The organism is Sphaerotilus natans (genome assembly GCF_900156335.1).
GTDB classification, from domain to species: Bacteria; Pseudomonadota; Gammaproteobacteria; order Burkholderiales; family Burkholderiaceae_C; genus Sphaerotilus; species Sphaerotilus natans.
In genome coordinates this window covers 38,721-56,322 of record NZ_FTMZ01000014.1, presented here as the reverse complement: position 1 = coordinate 56,322, position 17,602 = coordinate 38,721, and the positions used below count along the sequence as shown (strand labels likewise).

The following is a 17,602-nucleotide window of genomic DNA, read 5'->3' as shown; positions in this document are numbered from 1 at the left end:
GTCATCCGGCCGGTGAGGTAGGCGGTCGCTGCCGGGTGATCTGGACCCGACGATCACCGGTCCGCCGGTCGATCGTGAGGCTGCGGGTCACGCCCGACCGAGTGCGCAGCAGGATGTCGATCGCTCCGGTGTCCGGCTCCACCAGGCCGTGGTGGTAGACCGTGATCCCGGCGAAGGTGGTCGCAATCATCTCGCGTGCGCGCACCCTGGCATCGAAGTCGTGCCGTTCGACCGCTGCTTCCGCCAGCGCAGCCCATTCGGCAGCCTGGTCGTGGGTCAGTGTGCCGGCGGCGCTTGCGGCCAGTGCGCGCTCGAGGCGCTCGGACTCCGCTTGATCGCGCTGCTGCTCGGCCTCGAGGGCGCGGATCTGGCGCAGCACCGCCAGTGGCGCGGCGCCATCGTCCTGAGCCAGCGCTGCTGTCAGGCGGTCGATCTGGCGCTGCCGGTCAGCGCTGCTTGCTCGCAGCTTGGCGAGCTGCGCACGGTCGGCGCCGCTGGTGTCCGTCCCGCGCAGCAGGTCATCGAGCTGGATCTGGTCTGAGCAGTAGCGCATGATTGCGCGCTCGACCGGCGCGACCGAGCATGAGCCGGGGCGAGGGCACTGCACCTGCATGGTCTTGCCTGAGCACAGCAGGCGCCGATACCCGTCGGCCAGCAGCTCGCCCGGCTTGCGGCGCTTGTACATGTGCTGGCCGGCGAGGGCGCTGCCGCAGTACCCGCACCGGGCGATGCCTGAGCCGGTCAGCATGTGCGGCAGCTCGCCGCGCACGCGCCGGCTCACGCCGCTGCGCTCTTCCGCGAGCAGCTGCAGCTCATCCCACTCGACTCGCGTCATCAGCGCGGGGTAGTAGCCGGACAGGACGTGTGCCTGGCCGTCGAGCACCAGCTCTCGATCACCGTACAGCGCCCTCGAGCGGATGATGCGGTAGATGTGCGACGGAGGCATCACGCCACCGGTGGGCGACAGGCCCTCCTCGAGCAGTCGCCGGACGATGTGCGTCGACCCCAGGCCGAGCCGGTACAGCTCGATCATGCGGCGCACCGCCGCAGCACGGACTGGGTCGACTGCCCAGCATCCCGCCTGAGCATCCCACGACAGATAGGCCGGATCGTGGCCTGCGCGGATTGGCCCCCGGTAGGTGCCGGCCTGCCACCCCTCCACCTGGCGGATCAGCGCGGCGCTCACCCGGCGCGACTTGGTCGCGCTCTCTTCGTGGGCTCGGATCATGATCAGCAGCGAGTAGACGAGGTCCATCGGCTGCGTGCGCAGGCTCTCGCGCGTGTAGGTCTTGCCATCGCTGGCTGTGACGACGGTGATGCCTGCGGTGATGATCTGGCTCAGCTGGGCCTGCGCCAGCACCGGCTCGGCGCGGCTCAGGCGGTCCAGGCCTTCGACGATCAGCACGGACCCGGGCACAATGCGGCCCTCAGCAATCGCCCGCAAGAACACCCCCAGCGCGCCCGTCTTGACGTGCTGCTGGTGGTAGGCCGACAGGCCCTCATCGCGCATCGACAGCTTGTCGTCGAGCTGCATGCCGTGCTCTGCCGCCCACCGCGCGGCGTATTGCATCTGCCGCGCGGCGCTGTCGCCGATCGACTGCCGGGCGTCCGAAAACCGAAGATACGAATAGACCGATGTCAACTGCTGCCCCCACTGTCGCGAAGGTGCCGAGTATAGGTATGGTTTCGCTAGGGTGCCCGAAGGCCCTGACCGACTCCGAGCTGATCCTGACCCAGCTCTCGGCCGAGGGCTACGCCACCAGCAAGACCTTCCAGGGCGCCGATCTGGTGATCGTCAACACCTGCGGCTTCATCGACGATGCGGTCAAGGAGAGCCTGGACACCATCGGCGAGGCGCTGGCCGAGAACGGCAAGGTCATCGTCACCGGCTGCCTGGGCTCGCGCACCGCCGACGGCGGCGAGAACTTGGTGCGCCAGGTCCACCCCAAGGTGCTGGCGGTGACCGGCCCGCACGCCACCCAGGAGGTGATGGACGCGGTGCACCAGCATGTGCCCAAGCCGCACGACCCCTTCGTCGACCTGGTGCCGGCCGCCGGCATCAAGCTCACCCCGAAGCACTACGCCTACCTGAAGATCAGCGAGGGCTGCAACCACCGCTGCAGCTTCTGCATCATCCCGTCGATGCGCGGCGACCTGGTCTCGCGCCCGGTCGGCGACGTGCTGAGCGAGGCCCGCGCGCTGTTCGAGGGCGGCGTGAAGGAGCTGCTCGTCATCAGCCAGGACACCTCGGCCTATGGCGTGGACGTCAAATACCGCACCGGCTTCTGGGACGGCACGCCGGTCAAGACCCGCATGTTCGACCTGGTGGCCCGGCTGGGCGAGATCGCCAAGTCCTACGGCGCCTGGGTGCGGCTGCACTATGTCTACCCGTATCCGCATGTCGACGAGATCATCCCGATGATGGCCGAGGGCCTGGTGCTGCCCTACCTCGACGTGCCGTTCCAGCATGCGCACCCGGACGTGCTCAAGCGCATGAAGCGCCCGGCCAGCGGCGAGCGCAACCTCGAGCGCCTGCAGAAGTGGCGCGAGCTCTGCCCGGACCTGGTGGTGCGCTCGACCTTCATCGCCGGCTTCCCCGGCGAGACCGAGGCCGAGTTCGAGTACCTGCTCGACTTCCTGAAGGAGGCGAAGATCGACCGCGCCGGCTGCTTCGCCTACTCGCCGGTGGAGGGCGCCGCGGCCAACGCGCTGCCCGGCGCGCTGCCCGACGCGGTGCGCGAGGAGCGCCGCGCGCGCTTCATGGCGGTGGCCGAGCAGGTCTCGATCGAGAAGCTGAAGTCGCGCGTGGGCGCGACGATGCAGGTGCTGGTCGACAGCGCGCCGGCGCTGGGCCGCAAGGGCGGCGTGGCGCGCACCTACGCCGACGCGCCCGAGATCGACGGCACCGTGAAGATCCTGCCGCCGTCGAAGGCCTCGCGCACGATGAAGGTGGGCGAGTTCGCGCGGGTGCGCATCAACGGCGTGCTCGGCCACGACCTGATCGGCGAGCTGCTGTGAGCGCCCCCCGCCGCCCGAGCGGCCCGATGCAGCCGCAGACCGCGCAGGTCCACCATCCGTACACCGCGCCGGCGGGCTTCGACGCCCAGCTGCCGGCGGTGCACAAGGCCTCGTCGGTGTTCTTCCCCTCGGTCGAGGCGCTGCGCCGCACCGAGTGGATCGACGGCAGCGGCTACACCTACGGCCTGCACGGCACGCCCACCACGCTGACGCTGCAGGCGCGCCTGGCCACGCTGGAGGGCGCGAACCACGTCCTGCTGGCCCCCAGCGGGCTGGCGGCGATCACCCTGGTCGACATCGCGCTGCTGGCCTCGGGCGACGAGCTGCTGCTGCCCGACAACGTCTACGGCCCGAGCCGCAGCTTCGCCACGCACGAGCTCCAGGCCTGGGGCATCGCGCACCGGGTCTACGACCCGATGGACCCGGCCTCGCTGGAGGCGGCGCTGACGCCCGCCACCAAGCTGGTCTGGCTGGAGGCGCCGGGCTCGGTCACGCTGGAGTTCCCGGACCTGCGCGGCCTGGTGCGGCGGGTGCGCGAGCGCGCGCCGCAGGCGCTTGTCGCGCTGGACAACACCTGGGGCGCGGGCCTGGCCTTCGACGCCTTCGACCTGGGCGAGGGTCTGGCGGTGGACCTGACGGTGCACGCGCTGACCAAGTACCCCTCGGGCGGCGCCGACGTGCTGATGGGCTCGGTCGCCTGCCGCGACGAGGCGCTGCACCGGCGGCTGGCGCTGGCGCATGCGCGCCTGGGTCTGGGCGTGGGGATGAACGATGTCGAGGCGGTGCTGCGCGGGCTGCCGTCGCTGCGGCTGCGCTACGAGGCGCAGGACGCCGCGGCGCGGCGCATCGCGCAGTGGGCGCTGGGCCGGCCGGAGTTCGTGCGCGTGCTCAGCCCGACGCTGCCGGGCTCGCCCGGCCACGCGCACTGGGCGGCGCTGTGCCGCTCGGCCGCCGGGCTGCTGACACTGGAAGTCGATCCGCGCTTCGACCGGGCGGCGGTCGAGGCCTTTGTCGACGGCCTGCGCTTCTTCCGCATCGCCTGGTCCTGGGGCGGCCCGGTGAGCCTGGCCGTGCCCTACGAGGCCCGCGCGATGCGCAGCCTGGCCACGCCCTACCGGGGCATGCTGGTGCGGCTGTGCATCGGGCTGGAGGCGGTGGACGACCTGATCGCCGACCTGGCGGCTGCGGCCGACGCGGCGCTGAAGGGCCGGACATGACGCTTCTTTCGTGGAACGCCGTGGGCTGGGGCCGCGCGCTGCAGCTGGCGGCGATCGGGCTGACGATGACGGCAGGCACGGTATCGGGCCGTGCACCGCAGCCGGCCGCTGCCGATCTGTCGGCGGGCGAGCCGGTCTTCACCCATGTGGTCACCCGCGAGGAGACCCTGATCGCGCTGAGCCGGCGCCTGCTGGCCGATCCGCGCCAGTGGCCGCAGCTGCAGCGGCACAACCGGATCGTGGATCCGCGCCGCATTCCGGTCGGCACGGTGCTGAAGATTCCGCTGCGCCTGCTGGCCACCGAGCCGGCATCGGCGCGGGTGCTGTCGGCGGCCGGCGCGGTGACCGGCCCGCAGGGCGCGGCGGTGGCGGCGGGTCAGGCCCTGCCCCAGGGCGCCCGCCTGCTCGCCGGTGACGACGGCCAGGCCACGCTGCAGCTGGTCGATGGCACGGTGCTGCGGCTGCGCGCCGGCAGTGCCGTCCAGATCGAGACCTCGCGGCGTCTGCCCCGCTCGGGCGACGCGTTGTCGGGCGTCAAGGTCGAGGATGGTCAGGTGGAGGTTCAGGCCCAGAAGCGCCCCGGCGCCGGCGCGCCCGGCTTCCAGATCAGCACGCCGCAGGGCCTGCTGGGCGTGCGCGGCACCGAGTTCCGGGTGAGCGTGGACACCCAGGCGCAGGCCACCCGCAACGAGGTGCTCGAAGGCCAGGTGATGACCGAAGGCCGAGATGGTCGCGCGGGCCGCAGCGTGGCGGCGGGCTTCGGCGTCGTGGTCGACCGCAGCGGCGCGGTGACGCTGCCGGTGCGGCTGCTGGCAGCACCCGATGTGTCCGCCTGGCCGGTGCTGCACGACCAGCTGCTGGTGCGCTTCGCGGTGGCGGCGCAGTCGGCAGCCGTGGCTTTTCGGGGGCAGGTGGCGGCGGCTTCGGATCCGCAGTTCGATCGGGTGCTGGCGGATGTGCGCACCGAGGGCGCCGAGCTGCGCTTCGCGGGGCTGCCCGATGGGCACTATCGGGTCCGCGTTCGCGCCGAGGGGCCGCAGGGCCTGCAGGGTCTGGACGCGCGCCACGCCTTCACGCTGAAGGCCCGGCCCGAGCCGCCACTGCCGATTCTGCCTGGCGCGAAGGCTGTCCTGTCGGGGCAGCGATTGCAGCTGGCCTGGGCCACGGTCGAGGAGGCACGCAGCTACCGGCTGCAGCTCGCCCGCAGCGAGGACTTCAGCGCCCCCCTGCAGGACCGACGTGGTCTGACGGAGCCGACGCTGACGCTCGACGGGCTCGATCCCGGCGCGTACTTCTGGCGGGTCGCCAGCGAGCGCAGCGCCACCGACCAGGGGCCTTTTGGTGCGGCGCATCGTGTCGAGCTGCGGCCCCTGCCGGCCCCGCCACCGCCGCCGCGCATCGACGAGGATGGCGTGCGGCTGGCCTGGGAAGGGCAGCCCGGGCAGAGCTTCGACATCGAGTTCGCGCGTGATCCCGCCTTTGCGGTGCTGGCGCTGGCGCGGCGGGTCGAGCAGCCAGTGCTGAGCGTGAAGATGCCCGGCACCGGGCGCTACTACCTGCGGCTGCGCGCACGCGATGCCGATGGCTTCGTCGGCCCCTACACCGCGCCGCAGGCCTTCACCGTTCCGAACTGCCTGCGCGATGGCCAGCAGCGCTGCGTCGGCGGTGCGGACGGGGGCTTGGTGCTGATCGCGCCATGAGCGTTGCGGCCGGGCGGTCGCGCTGGCCGGCCGGCACCGGGGTCGCGGCGGCGCTGGCCGCGCTGGCCTTTGCGCTGGCGCTGGGCGGCTGGACCTGGCGCGCCGACCGGCTGGTCTACGACATCGGTCTGTCCTTCTGGCGCCGTCCGGTGCCCGAGGCCATCGTCATCGTCGCGATCGACGATGCCAGCGTGGCGGCCATCGGGCGCTGGCCCTGGCCGCGTGCGGTGCACAGCACGCTGCTGGCCCATCTGACCGCCGCCCGGCCCCGGGCGATCGGCCTGGACGTGACCTTCAGCGAGCCCGATGCCGACCCGGCGCAGGATGCGCTGCTGGCGCGCCAGCTCGCGGCGGCCGCACCGGTGGTGATGTCGGTGGACTGGGTGATCGCCGGCCCCGGCCAGCCCCCGCAGCTGCTGGCGCCGGTCACCGGTCTGCCGCCCGGCGTGAGCCTGGGCACGGCCGAGGCCTCGGTCGATGCCGACGGGGTGATGCGTCATGCCTTCCTGGGCGCCGGGCCGGCCGCGGCCCCGCTGCCGCACATGGCGCTGGCGCTGCTGCGCGCCGGTGGCGAGACGCCGGCACCGGGGCTGCCGGTGGCCGTGCAGGACGAGCAGGTTCCTGTGGCCGGTCGGGCGCCCTGGCTCCGCCAGGAGCGCTTTCTGGTGCGCTATGCCGGCCCGCCCGGTCACATCGAGCGGGTCTCCTATCTGGATGTGCTGCGCGGCGCGGTGCCGCCCGAGCGTCTGGCCGGCCGCTATGTGCTGGTCGGCATGACCGCCACCGGCCTGGGCGATACCGTGGCCACGCCGGTCAACCGCCAGCACCATGCGATGCCGGGTGTCGAGGTGCTCGCGCACACGCTGCACACGCTGCGCAGCGGTGACACGGTGCGACCGCTCTCGCCGCTGGAGGGGGCGACGCTGTCGGCGGCGCTGGTGCTGGTGCTGCTGGCGGGCATCGAGCGGCTCGGCGCCGGCCGGGGGGCGCTGGTGCTGGCGGTGGGCTCGGTGCCGCTGCTGGTCGGCTTCAGCGTGGCGGCGCTCGGGGTCGGGTGGTGGTGGAGTCCGGTGCCTTGGGGGCTGGCGGCGGTGCTGGCCTATCCGCTGTGGAGCTGGCGGCGGCTGCAGCAGGCGGTGGATGCGCTGGATGCCGAGATCGGTCTTCTCGGGCCGGAGGCCGGTCTGAGTCCGGGCGAGCCGGTGCCGCTGCCCTCGCGCCGGCGCGATGCGCTGGCGCTGCGGCTCGAGGCGCTGCATGCCGCCACCGACACGGTGCGCAGCGCGCGGCGCTTCCTGTCGGATGCGCTGGCCGGCCTGCCCACCGCGATGGCGGTGACCGACGAGCGCGGCCGGGTGCTGCTGGCCAATGCGCTGGCGGCGCAGCTCTTCGAGCTGGACCGGGCCGAAGACATGCCCGGCCTGGAGCTGCCGGGTCTGCTGGTGGAGTTCATGCCGGTGCCAGGCGCGCCGGTGGCCGACCTGGAGGCGATCTTCCAGCCCCGCCCGACCGCGCCGGCGGCCTGCGTGGTCGAAGCCCGGGCCGAGCGCCTGGGCGATTTCCTGCTGCATTTTGCGCCGGTGCTGCTGCTCGGCCAGCAGCGCTGGGTGGTGACCTTCTCGGATGTGAGCGCCATTCGCCAGGCGCAGCGCCGCCGTGACCGCGCGCTGGCCTTTGTCTCGCACGATCTGCGCTCGCCGGCCAATGCGCTGATGCTGATGGTCGACCTGTACCGGCGCGGGCGCATGGACATGACGCAGGAGGCCTTTCTCGACGAGGTGCAGCGCCTGGGCGCACGCACCCAGCAGCTGGCCGACGACTTCGTCCGGGTCGCGCATGTCGAGACCCGGACGCTGCAGTGCCAGCCGGTGGCGCTGGCTGCGCTGCTCGACGAGGTGGTGGCGGACTTTCGGCCTCAGGCCCTGGCCGCGCAGGTGCGGCTGGGCTGGCAGACCGAGCCGACGGCCGGCCCGTCTGCGCCACCGGCTTCGGTCTGGCCGATGGACCGGGCGCTGGTGCAGCGTGCGGTGGGCAATCTGGTCTCCAACGCGATCAAGCACAGCCCGGCCGGCGGCGAGGTGATGATCCGGGTGCGTGTCGCGGTCGACACCGACATCGAGGTGGCCGACGCGCTGTTGCTGACGGTGTGCGACCAGGGGCCGGGCCTGTCGGCGGCGCAGCGCGAGCGGCTGAACCAGGGCGACGAAGGCCTGCCAGCGGGCGACGCCGGCGGGGTCGGCCTGGGGCTGCAGTTCGTGCAGATCGTGGCGCGGCGCCACGGCGGGCGGCTGCGTGCGCTGCCCGGCCGTGCGGAGGCGACCGGCCGCTTCGAGCTGGCCCTGGGCCGGGTGGGTGCAGGCTGAGCGCGGATAATCCCGCCCCGTGACTTCCCCGACCGTTCCCCCGACCGCCCCGACGCCGGCCCGCCCGCCGCGTTCTTCCCGTCCGCCCCGTGCCACGCGCCCGCCGGTGCCGCCCAACCCGGTGCCGCCGATCAGCTATCCCGAGGGCCTGCCGGTCAGCGCGCGCCGCGACGAGATCGCTCGCGCGCTGACCGAGCACCAGGTCATCATCGTCTGCGGCGAGACCGGCTCCGGCAAGACCACGCAGCTGCCCAAGATCGCGCTGGAGCTGGGCCGCGGCCTGGGCGCGGGGGGCGCCGGCCTGATCGGCCACACGCAGCCGCGCCGCATCGCCGCCTCCTCGGTCGCCAAGCGCATCGCCGACGAGCTGAAGTCGCCGCTGGGCGAGGTGGTCGGCTACAAGGTGCGCTTCCAGGACCGGCTGCAGGCCGGCGCCTCGGTCAAGCTGATGACCGACGGTATCCTGCTGGCCGAGACGCAGACCGACCCGCTGCTGCGCGCCTACGACACGCTGATCATCGACGAGGCGCACGAGCGCAGCCTCAACATCGATTTCCTGCTCGGCTACCTGCGCCAGATCCTGCCGCGCCGGCCCGACCTGAAGATCGTCGTCACCTCGGCCACCATCGACGCCGAGCGCTTTGCGCAGCACTTCGCCTCCGTCAAGGGGCCGGCGCCGGTGATCCTGGTCAGCGGCCGCACCTTCCCCGTCGAGCAGCGCTGGAAGCCCTTCGAGGAATCGAAGGAGTTCGACCTGAACGACGCCATCGCCGATGCGGTCGACGAGCTCTGGCGCGGCACCGCGTCGGGCGACATCCTGGTCTTTCTGCCGGGCGAGCGCGAGATCCGCGAGGCCGCCGACCATCTGCGCAAGCACCTCAGCCACCAGCCGCTGCACCGCAACGCCGACATCCTGCCCCTCTTCGCGCGGCTGTCTCAGGCCGAGCAGGACCGCGTCTTCGAGACCGGCGGGGCCAAGCGCATCGTGCTGGCCACCAACGTGGCCGAGACCTCGCTCACGGTGCCGGGCATCCGCTATGTGATCGATGCCGGCACCGCGCGCGTCAAGCGCTACAGCTACCGCACCAAGGTCGAGCAGCTCCAGATCGAGCCCATCAGCCAGGCGGCGGCCAACCAGCGCGCCGGCCGCTGCGGCCGCGTGGCCAACGGCATCTGCATCCGGCTCTACGACGAGAAGGACTTCCAGGGCCGCCCGCGCTTCACCGACCCGGAGATCCTGCGCAGCTCGCTGGCCGGCGTCATCCTGCGGATGAAGTCGCTGGGCCTGGGGCTGGTGGAGGACTTTCCCTTCATCGAGCCGCCGCCGCGCAAGGCGATTGCCGACGGCTATGCGCTGCTGGGCGAGCTCGGCGCGGTCGACGAGGCCAACGAGCTCACGCCGATCGGCCGCGAGCTGGCCAAGCTGCCGCTGGACCCGCGCGTCGGGCGCATGATCCTGGAGGCCCGCAGCCGCGAGGCGCTGCAGGAGGTGTTGATCATCGCCAGCGCGCTGAGCGTGCAGGACGTGCGCGACCGCCCGCTGGAGGCCCAGCAGGCCGCCGACGGGAAGCACAAGAAGTTCGACGACGAGCGCTCCGAGTTCATGGGCTACCTGAAGCTCTGGAAGTGGATCGAGGAAGGTCGCGGCAACCACGGCCACGCCGATGCGGCCAAGGCCGGGCAGAAGATCGACAGCCACAAGCTCAGCAACCGCCAGCAGGAGCAGCGCCTGCGCGAGAGCTTCGTCAACCCGCGCCGGGTGCGCGAATGGCGCGACATCCACAGCCAGCTCCACACCGTGGTGGCCGAGCACGGCTGGCGCCTGAACGGACTGCCGGCCACCTACGAGCAGGTGCACCAGTCGATGCTGGCGGGCCTCCTGGGCAACCTCGGCTGCAAGGCCGACGATGACGAGTGGTATCTGGGCGCGCGCGGCATCAAGTTCTGGCGCCATCCGGGCGCGCACCTGTCGAAGAAGCCCGGGCGCTGGCTGATCGCCGCCGAGCTGGTGGACACCACGCGCCTGTTCGGGCGCGGGCTGGCGGCGATCGAGCCGCAGTGGATCGAGCCGATCGCCGGCCATCTGCTGAAAAAGCAGCTGCTCGAACCGCACTGGGAGAAGAAGGCCGCCGAGGTGGTGGCCTTCGAGCGCGCCACGCTCTACGGCATCGTCATCTACAACCAGCGCCGGGTGAACTTCGGCAACGTCGATGCGGTGGCCGCGCGCGAGATCTTCATCCGCGAGGCGCTGGTGGGGGGCGAGTGGGAGACGCGGCTGCCTTTCCTGGCGCACAACCAGAAGATGATCCGCCAGGTCGAGGAGCTGGAGCACAAGTCGCGCCGCCAGGACGTGCTGGTCGATGAGCACCTGATCTTCGCCTACTACGACGCGCAGCTGCCCCGTGAGGTGGTCAGCGGCGCGAGCTTCGAGCGCTGGTACCGCCAGGAGCAGAAAAGCAACCCGAAGCTGCTGCACCTGACGCGCGACGAGCTGATGCGCCACGAGGCCGCCGGCATCACCACCGCGGCCTTCCCGAAGACGATCCGCCTTGGGGGCATCGACTGCACCGCGACCTATCTGCACGCGCCGGGCGACGCCAAGGACGGTGTCACCGTCACCGTGCCGATCTACGCGCTCAACCAGGTCAGCGAGGAGCGCTGCGACTGGCTGGTGCCGGGCCTGCTGGAGGCCAAGGTGCTGGCGCTGGTCAAGAGCCTGCACCAGCGCCCGCGCTCGCGGCTGATGCCGCTGGCCGAGTTCGTCGCCGAGTTCGTCGAGCTCAACCCGTTCGCGCAGGGGCCGCTGCTGGAGACGCTGCTCAAGGCGGTGCGCGAGCGCACCCAGCTCGCGGTGCAGCGCAACGACTTCAAGCTCGACATGGTGGCGCCGCACCTGTTCATGAACTTCCGCGTCGTCGACGAGCACGGCCGTCAGCTCGGCACCGGGCGCAACCTGGCGGCGCTGAAGGCCGAGCTGGGCGGGCAGGCGCGCTCGGCCTTCCAGGCGCTGGCGGCGCTGAAGGTGGCCAGCGCGCCGGCCGCGCCCGTCGTGCCGGTGCCGGCGTCCGCCGCGGCGGGCGGCCCGGTGCGCCGGGGCGCGAGCGCCAGCCCGACGCCGCCGGCCGCGCCCGAGCCGCTCGCGCCGCAGGCCTACACCGCCTGGACCTTCGGCGAGCTGCCCGAGCTGATGGAGATCCGCAAGGCCGGCCAGACGCTGATCGGTTTTCCCGCGCTGATCGACCGCGGCACGCAGGTCGAGATCGAGGTCTTCGACGAGCCGGCGGCCGCGGCCCTCAAGCACCGCGCCGGCCTGCGCCGGCTGCTGGCGCTGAACCTCAAGGAGCCGCTGAAGTACCTGGAGAAGAACATCCCCGACCTGCAGAAGATGGCGGTGGCCTTCATGCCGCTGGGCACGCAGGAGGAGCTGCGCGCGCAGATCATCGACGTGGCGCTGGACCGCGCCTTCCTGGCCGAGCCGCTGCCGCATGACGCCGCCTCCTTCCAGGCACGCATCGACGAGGGCCGCACCCGGCTGAACCTGATCGCGCAGGAGATCGCCCGCCAGGCCGGGGCGGTGCTGCTGGAGTTCGCCGCCGCGCAGCGCAAGCTCAAGGACGCCCGCGCGCCCAAGGACGTCGCCGACGACCTCGCCGCGCAGCTGCAGCGCCTGATGGGCAAGCGTTTCATCGCCACCACGCCCTGGGCGCAGCTGCAGCACCTGCCGCGCTACCTCAAGGGCGTGCAGCTGCGGCTCGACAAGCTGCGGGGCGATCCGGCGCGCGACGCGCAGCGCCTGGCCGAGCTGCGCCCGCTCGAGCAGCGCTGGAGCCGGCGCGTGGCCGAGCTCAAGGGCGCGCCCGACGCCCGCCTCGACGAGTACCGCTGGCTGCTGGAGGAGCTGCGCATCAGCTTCTTCGCGCAGGAGCTGAAGACGCCGCAGCCGGTCAGCACCAAGCGGCTCGACAAGGTCTGGGCGCAGATGTCGATGTGAGGTCTGTCGATGTGAGGCCACAACCTTGGTCGTGACATTCGTCACGATTGTCCGCCAGAATCGGAACGCCACCGAACCGGTGGCGTCATCCCTTCTGGAAGGACATGGACCATGGGTCTCATCGGCACGATCGTGATCGGTTTTCTGGTGGGCTGGCTGGCCCGCGCCATCCTGCCCGGCACGCAGGCGCTGGGCTTCATCCTGACCACGCTGCTGGGCATCGGCGGCTCGCTGGCGGCCGGCTATGTCGGCCAGGCGCTGAACTGGTACAGCGTCGGCCAGCCGGCCGGCTTCATCGCCTCGGTGGTCGGTGCGGTGGTGCTGCTGTTCGTGGTCGGCAAGCTGCGCGGCGGCTCGGCCTCGGCCTGAGACTCCGGCCGCTCAATCGCTGTCCTGGCGGCGGGGGTCGGCCTTCAGGAAGACCTCGGGGTGCGGCGCGAAGTCGGCGTGCAGCGGCAGCAGCGCGCCGCCCAGCGCCCGCGCGTCCGAGCCGATGCTGCCGGCATGCAGGCGAGGGCGGCGCACGCCCTCCCAGCAGTGCGCATCGAGGGCGTCGCCGCTCTGGGCGATCAACCGGGCCAGCAGGCGGCGGTCGATCACGCCGTCGATGACGATGTCGTCGACGTCGAGCACGCAGCTGGCGCCGACGATGGTCATCGCCAGCGCTCGCGAGGCATTGCCCAGCCAGGCCTGGGTGTGCGGATGCCAGGGTGGCTCGAGCGCGCGCTCGTCCAGCGCGGCTGAGGGATCGATCCGGGCTGTCTCGTACAGGCGCTGCAGGTTCAGCAGCGAGGCCGCGCCCAGCAGCTGCGTGCTGGGCGCGCCGCTGCCGGGCACCGCCAGCGGCATCGAGCCGATCGCGCCGGCATTGCCATGGGCGCCGGGATGCAGCCGGCTGTCGAGCACCAGGCCGCCGCCGCTGAAGGTGTCGACGAAGATGTAGAGAAAGCTGCGCAGGCGACGGCCCTCGCCGCCGACCAGCTCGGCCAGGCTGGCGGCCACCGTGTCCTTGGCGGCATGCACCGGCAGGCCGGTCGCCGTGGCCAGATGACCGGCCAGATCCAGCGTCTCCCAGGCCCGCGCCTGGGCCTCGGGCATGCCGAACAGCCCGGTCCAGCCGCCGATCGACAGCGGTGCGGCCACGCCGACGCCGCACAGCCGCTCCGGCCGGCCCAGCGGCAGCATGCGTGCGCTCAGCGCCTCGCGGCAGCGCCGGATCATCGCCAGCAGCGCCGCGGGCAGATGATCGGGATCGGGCCAGGCATAGGGCAGGCCCTCGCGGTGATGGACCCGGCCGAGAAAGTCGACCAGCAGCACGTCCGCATGCTGGCGGCCGACCTTGACGCCGATCGCCCAGGCGCCCTCCGGATCGAGCGCGATCGGCACCGAGGGCTGGCCGATGCGCCCGCGCAGCGGCTCGCGCTTGAGCAGCAGGCCCTCGTCGAGCAGCGCGTTGACGATCATCGAGATCGTCTGCGTGCTCAGGCCGGTCACCCGCGCCAGCTCGGCCTTGGGCAGCTCGCCGTGCAGCCGGATGGCCTGCAGCACCACCCGCTCGTTGAACTGGCGCATGCCGTTCTGGTTCGAGCCGCGCGGCGGACGGCGGTGGGAAGATGACGGGTCGGAGGAGGGCTGATCCGGGTTCACCATGGCGGAAGGCCCGCACGAAGGCGGGCCGGTCTCGAGGAATGAGGCGGGTGCGGTCGGGCCTCAGACGTCGAGCGCTTCTCCGATCACGCCCTTCTTGAACAGGAAGTTGCCGTAGGGCTGCAGGTCGGAGGTCAGCACGATCGCGAAGGCCTCGCGGACGCGATCATAGAACGCGAAGCGCTCCACCGCCTCGCATTGCTCGGAGCGGGCATGGCCGTCCTGCTCGAGCATCGCCACCACGTCGCGCTGCAGCCGGCTGCGGTAGCCGTCGGGCATCGCGCAGACCTGCATGTAGGCCACCGGCTGCTCGACCGCCGCATCCAGGTTCATCAGCGACAGCACCGCGCGCGAGGCGCGCAGCACGTCGGCGCCGGGCAGATGGATGACCGGCTTGCTGCGGCCCTCGGTGGCCAGCCGGGCGGCGGTGAAGTTGGCGTCGGCGATGACGATCGCGTCGCCGTGCCCCATCTCGGCCAGCACCTTCAGCAGGTCCGGCGTCAGCAGCGGATCGATTCCCTTGAGCATGGCGAAGGATCTCCGGGGTTCTTCAGTGCGCCAGGCACTCGGCCGGGATCTGCTCCGGCGGCATCGCGCCGGTCATCACCGCGACCGTGTCGCTCATGCTGATCTTCTTCGGATCGAGCACCGCGGCGCGCCGGCCCAGGCGGGCGACATGGATGCGGTCGGCGATCTCGAAGACATGCGGCATGTTGTGCGAGATCAGGATCACCGGCAGGCCCTTGTCGCGCACCCGGCGGATCAGCTCCAGCACCATGTTGCCTTCCTTGACGCCGAGCGCGGCGGTCGGCTCGTCGAGGATGACCACCTGCTTGGCGAAGGCGGCGGCGCGTGCCACCGCCACGCACTGGCGCTGGCCGCCCGAGAGCGTCTCCACCGCCTGCGTCATCGAGCGGATGCCCACCTTCAGGTCGTTCATCCGGGCGATGCTCTGTTCGAGCATCTTCTTCTTGTCGAGCATGCGCAGCACGTTGCCGGCAAAGCCTTCGCGGCGCAGCTCGCGGCCCAGGAAGAGGTTCTCGGCGATGGTCATCGCCGGGGCCACCGCCAGATCCTGGTAGCAGCACTCGATGCCGGCCTGGCGGGCCTCGATCGGGGTGCGGAAGCGCACCGGGCGGCCGTCGAGCAGGATCTCGCCCTCATCCGGGATGGTGGCGCCCGACAGCGCCTTGATCAGGCTGGACTTGCCGGCGCCGTTGTCGCCGATGACCGCCAGGATCTCGCCGGCGCGCAGCTCGAAGTCGGCGCCGTCGAGCGCGGTGACCTGGCCGTAGCGCTTCACCAGGCCGCGGGCCTGCATGACGATCTTGGGCTGGGCCGCCGGGGCCTTGTGTTGATTCGGGGTGGCGCTCATGTCAGCGGGCTCCCTTGCGAGACAGTTGGTCGACGGTGACGGCGATGATGACGAGGATGCCGGTGATCAGCACCTGGTAGACGGAGGACACGCCCATCAGCGTCAGGCCGTTGCGCAGCACGCCGACGACGATGGCGCCGGCCAGCGTGCCCAGGATCACGCCCCGGCCGCCGAACAGGCTGGTGCCGCCCAGCACGACCGCGGTGATCGCGTCCAGGTTCTCGGTCTGGCCGGCGTTGGGATCGCCCACGCCGGTGCGGGCCACCGCCAGCAGCGAGGCCACGCCGTAGAAGGCGCCGGCCAGCACATACACGCCCAGCAGCACGCGGTCGGTCGGAATGCCCACCAGGCGGGTGGCTTCGGGGTTGTTGCCCACGGCGTAGACATGGCGGCCCGAGGGCGTGTCGCGCAGCCAGAACCAGACGCCCAGGTAGAGCAGCACCATCAGCACGGTGCCATAGGCGATCGGCGTGTCGCCGATGCGGAAGGTGTTGCCCAGCCACAGCATGGCGTCAGGCACGCTGGTGACGGTCTGAGCGCCCGAGTAGAGCTGGGTGATCGCGAAGGCGATGTTGAAGGTGCCCAGCGTCACGATGAAGGGCGGCAGCTTGATGCGGGTCACCAGCAGGCCGTTGACCAGACCGAAGCCGGCGGTGACGGCGATGCCCAGCAGGATGGCCAGCGGCGCGGGAATGCCGAAGTCCTCGGCGACCTTGGTCATGACGATCGAGCCCAGCGCCATGACCATGCCGCACGACAGGTCGATGCCGGCGGTCAGGATGATCAGCGTCTGGCCGATGGCGATCACGCCCACGACCATGACCTGCTGCAGGATCAGCGCGAAGTTGGCGCCGCTGAAGAAGTTGTCGGTGGTGAGCCCGAAGATGGTGCAGGCGATCGCCAGGGCGATGAAGGGCCCGAGCTGGCTGACCGGCGGCAGCTTGTCTTTCAAGGTAGTCACGCGGGAATCCTTGCGCAAGAGGAGGGGAGAGGGCAAAAAAGCCGGGCGACGGGCGGCACGGGGCCGAGCGCCGGCCGCGGACGGCAGGAGCCGAAAGGCCCTCTTGCGAGGGCCATGGAGGAGAACCGGAAGGGGCGCCGCGGTGCCGCGCCGGGCACCGCGCGAGGCCTGGGTGCCGGCGCGGATCAGCGCCGGCGGCCATCAGCTCACTTCTTGCCCCAGCACAGGTCGATGCCGACCTTGGTGTCCTTGCTGTCGACGCCGGCCACCGGCTTGGCGGCGATCAGGGTCACGCCGGTGTCGACATAGCCGCTGACCTTCTTGCCGGTCTTGGCGTATTCGACGCCGGCGGCCACGCCCATGGCGGCCATTTTCAGCGGGTACTGCTGCGAGGTCGCGGCGATCTTGCCGCCAGCCACGTCCTTGACGCCGTCGCAGCCACCGTCGACCGACACGATCACCACATCCTTTTCCTTGCCGGCGGCCTTCAGCGCGTTGTACGCACCCGCGGCGGCCGGCTCGTTGATCGTGTAGACCAGGTTGATGTTCGGATTCTTCTGGAGGCAGTTCTCCATGCCGGTCTGGCCCTTGGCGCGGTCGCCGAAGGAGTCGGCCATGCAGACCACTTCAGCCGGCTTGGCCAGCTCGTTGTTCTTCGCGTCCAGCGACTGCAGGCCATAGCCCTGCAGGAAGCCGTTGTGGCGCTGCGCACCCACCGGGTGGCCGGGGAACAGGTCCAGCGTCGCGATCACCGGGGCCTTGCCACCCAGCGCGGCCTTGGCGTACTGGCCGATCAGCACGCCGGCCTTGTAGTTGTCGGTGGCGAACAGCGCATCGGTGGCGTCGACCGGATCGGTCGGGCTGTCCAGCGCGATGACCATCACGCCCTTGTCGCGGGCCTTCTTGATGGCCGGAATGATGGCCTTCGAGTCGCTCGGGGTGATCAGGATGGTCTTGGCACCGGCGGCGATCATGTTCTCCATCGCGGTGACCTGGCCGGCGTTGTCGCCGTCGGCCTTGCCCGCGCCGCTCAGCAGCTTGGCGCCGAGCTTCTTCGCCTCGGCCTGGGCGCCTTCCTTCATCTTGACGAAGAAGGGGGTGGTCTCGGTCTTGGTGATCAGGCCGATGACCGGCTCGGCCGCCATCGACGACGAGGCCATGCAGGCCAGAGCGGCGGCGATGCCCAGGGTGGAAAGACGCTTCATGGTGTTGTCTCCGTTGCGCTAGGAACGGCCCGCGGTGCAGGCCCGGTGGTGAGGTGAGGTGTGGGATGAATTCTTGTCCTTGGGACTAATTAAATCAACCAGCTTGATTTAGTGGTTTCCCTAGT

Annotated in this window: 12 protein-coding genes; 6 read left to right on the top strand and 6 right to left on the bottom strand. The window is 71.3% G+C overall.

The genetic code is table 11. The features are described 5' to 3' along the window. Position 1: 1 nt before the first annotated feature. Positions 2 to 1,642: a recombinase family protein gene (locus tag BW996_RS13140; RefSeq protein ID WP_051632282.1), complete on the bottom strand. Its 1,641-nt coding sequence runs from the start codon at positions 1,640 to 1,642 to the stop codon at positions 2 to 4. Between BW996_RS13140 and rimO the strand changes: the two genes are divergently transcribed. The 6 genes from rimO to BW996_RS13110 all read left to right on the top strand — a co-directional run bounded on the left by rimO (position 1,636) and on the right by BW996_RS13110 (position 12,658). Then, entirely contained in the window at positions 1,636 to 3,018 is a 1,383-nt protein-coding gene (gene rimO, locus BW996_RS13135; protein ID WP_037485633.1) for a 30S ribosomal protein S12 methylthiotransferase RimO, read from the top strand. The two genes, BW996_RS13140 and rimO, sit on opposite strands and share 7 nt — an antisense overlap. Before the next feature lie 26 nt (positions 3,019 to 3,044). Next, complete coding sequence (locus BW996_RS13130; RefSeq protein ID WP_037485631.1) at positions 3,045 to 4,235, top strand: PLP-dependent transferase; 1,191 nt, start codon at positions 3,045 to 3,047, stop codon at positions 4,233 to 4,235. Beyond that, complete coding sequence (locus BW996_RS13125) at positions 4,232 to 5,935, top strand: FecR family protein (RefSeq protein ID WP_083701056.1); 1,704 nt, start codon at positions 4,232 to 4,234, stop codon at positions 5,933 to 5,935. The genes BW996_RS13130 and BW996_RS13125 overlap by 4 nt, the downstream gene beginning before the upstream one ends. Beyond that, positions 5,932 to 8,298 carry a CHASE2 domain-containing protein gene (locus BW996_RS13120; RefSeq protein ID WP_037485626.1) on the top strand — a complete coding sequence of 789 codons (2,367 nt, stop codon included), beginning with the start codon at positions 5,932 to 5,934 and terminating at the stop codon, positions 8,296 to 8,298. The genes BW996_RS13125 and BW996_RS13120 overlap by 4 nt, the downstream gene beginning before the upstream one ends. A gap of 106 nt (positions 8,299 to 8,404) precedes the next feature. Then, positions 8,405 to 12,289, top strand: coding sequence for an ATP-dependent RNA helicase HrpA (gene hrpA / locus BW996_RS13115; protein ID WP_076458943.1), 3,885 nt, complete (start codon positions 8,405 to 8,407; stop codon positions 12,287 to 12,289). A gap of 111 nt (positions 12,290 to 12,400) precedes the next feature. Then, positions 12,401 to 12,658 (top strand): GlsB/YeaQ/YmgE family stress response membrane protein, encoded by a 258-nt coding sequence (locus BW996_RS13110; protein WP_037483506.1) that lies wholly within the window; start codon positions 12,401 to 12,403, stop codon positions 12,656 to 12,658. 12 nt (positions 12,659 to 12,670) lie between these two features. Here BW996_RS13110 and BW996_RS13105 read toward each other — a convergent pair whose 3' ends face one another. The 5 genes from BW996_RS13105 to BW996_RS13085 all read right to left on the bottom strand — a co-directional run bounded on the left by BW996_RS13105 (position 12,671) and on the right by BW996_RS13085 (position 17,477). Further along, positions 12,671 to 13,939, bottom strand: a complete 1,269-nt coding sequence (locus BW996_RS13105) for an ROK family transcriptional regulator (protein ID WP_037483509.1) — start codon at positions 13,937 to 13,939, stop codon at positions 12,671 to 12,673. Positions 13,940 to 13,999: 60 nt separating this feature from the next. After that, entirely contained in the window at positions 14,000 to 14,464 is a 465-nt protein-coding gene (locus BW996_RS13100) for an RbsD/FucU family protein (RefSeq protein WP_037483511.1), read from the bottom strand. Between the two features lie 22 nt (positions 14,465 to 14,486). Next, positions 14,487 to 15,311, bottom strand: a complete 825-nt coding sequence (locus tag BW996_RS13095) for an ATP-binding cassette domain-containing protein (protein ID WP_051632079.1) — start codon at positions 15,309 to 15,311, stop codon at positions 14,487 to 14,489. A gap of 1 nt (position 15,312) precedes the next feature. Then, the gene (locus BW996_RS13090) at positions 15,313 to 16,272 is read right to left on the bottom strand and encodes an ABC transporter permease (protein ID WP_037483513.1); all 960 of its coding nucleotides are present in this window, start codon (positions 16,270 to 16,272) and stop codon (positions 15,313 to 15,315) included. Between the two features lie 206 nt (positions 16,273 to 16,478). Further along, positions 16,479 to 17,477, bottom strand: coding sequence for a sugar ABC transporter substrate-binding protein (locus BW996_RS13085; RefSeq protein ID WP_037483516.1), 999 nt, complete (start codon positions 17,475 to 17,477; stop codon positions 16,479 to 16,481). Between the last annotated feature and the right edge of the window lie 125 nt (positions 17,478 to 17,602).

Coding starts and splice junctions, on each gene's coding strand:
- rimO (WP_037485633.1), top strand. CDS start 1,636: ATGTCAACTGCTGCCCCCACTGTCGCGAAGGTGCCGAGTATAGGTATG.
- BW996_RS13130 (WP_037485631.1), top strand. CDS start 3,045: ATGCAGCCGCAGACCGCGCAGGTCCACCATCCGTACACCGCGCCGGCG.
- BW996_RS13125 (WP_083701056.1), top strand. CDS start 4,232: ATGACGCTTCTTTCGTGGAACGCCGTGGGCTGGGGCCGCGCGCTGCAG.
- BW996_RS13120 (WP_037485626.1), top strand. CDS start 5,932: ATGAGCGTTGCGGCCGGGCGGTCGCGCTGGCCGGCCGGCACCGGGGTC.
- BW996_RS13110 (WP_037483506.1), top strand. CDS start 12,401: ATGGGTCTCATCGGCACGATCGTGATCGGTTTTCTGGTGGGCTGGCTG.
- BW996_RS13105 (WP_037483509.1), bottom strand. CDS start 13,939: ATGGTGAACCCGGATCAGCCCTCCTCCGACCCGTCATCTTCCCACCGC.
- BW996_RS13100 (WP_037483511.1), bottom strand. CDS start 14,464: ATGCTCAAGGGAATCGATCCGCTGCTGACGCCGGACCTGCTGAAGGTG.
- BW996_RS13095 (WP_051632079.1), bottom strand. CDS start 15,311: ATGAGCGCCACCCCGAATCAACACAAGGCCCCGGCGGCCCAGCCCAAG.
- BW996_RS13085 (WP_037483516.1), bottom strand. CDS start 17,477: ATGAAGCGTCTTTCCACCCTGGGCATCGCCGCCGCTCTGGCCTGCATG.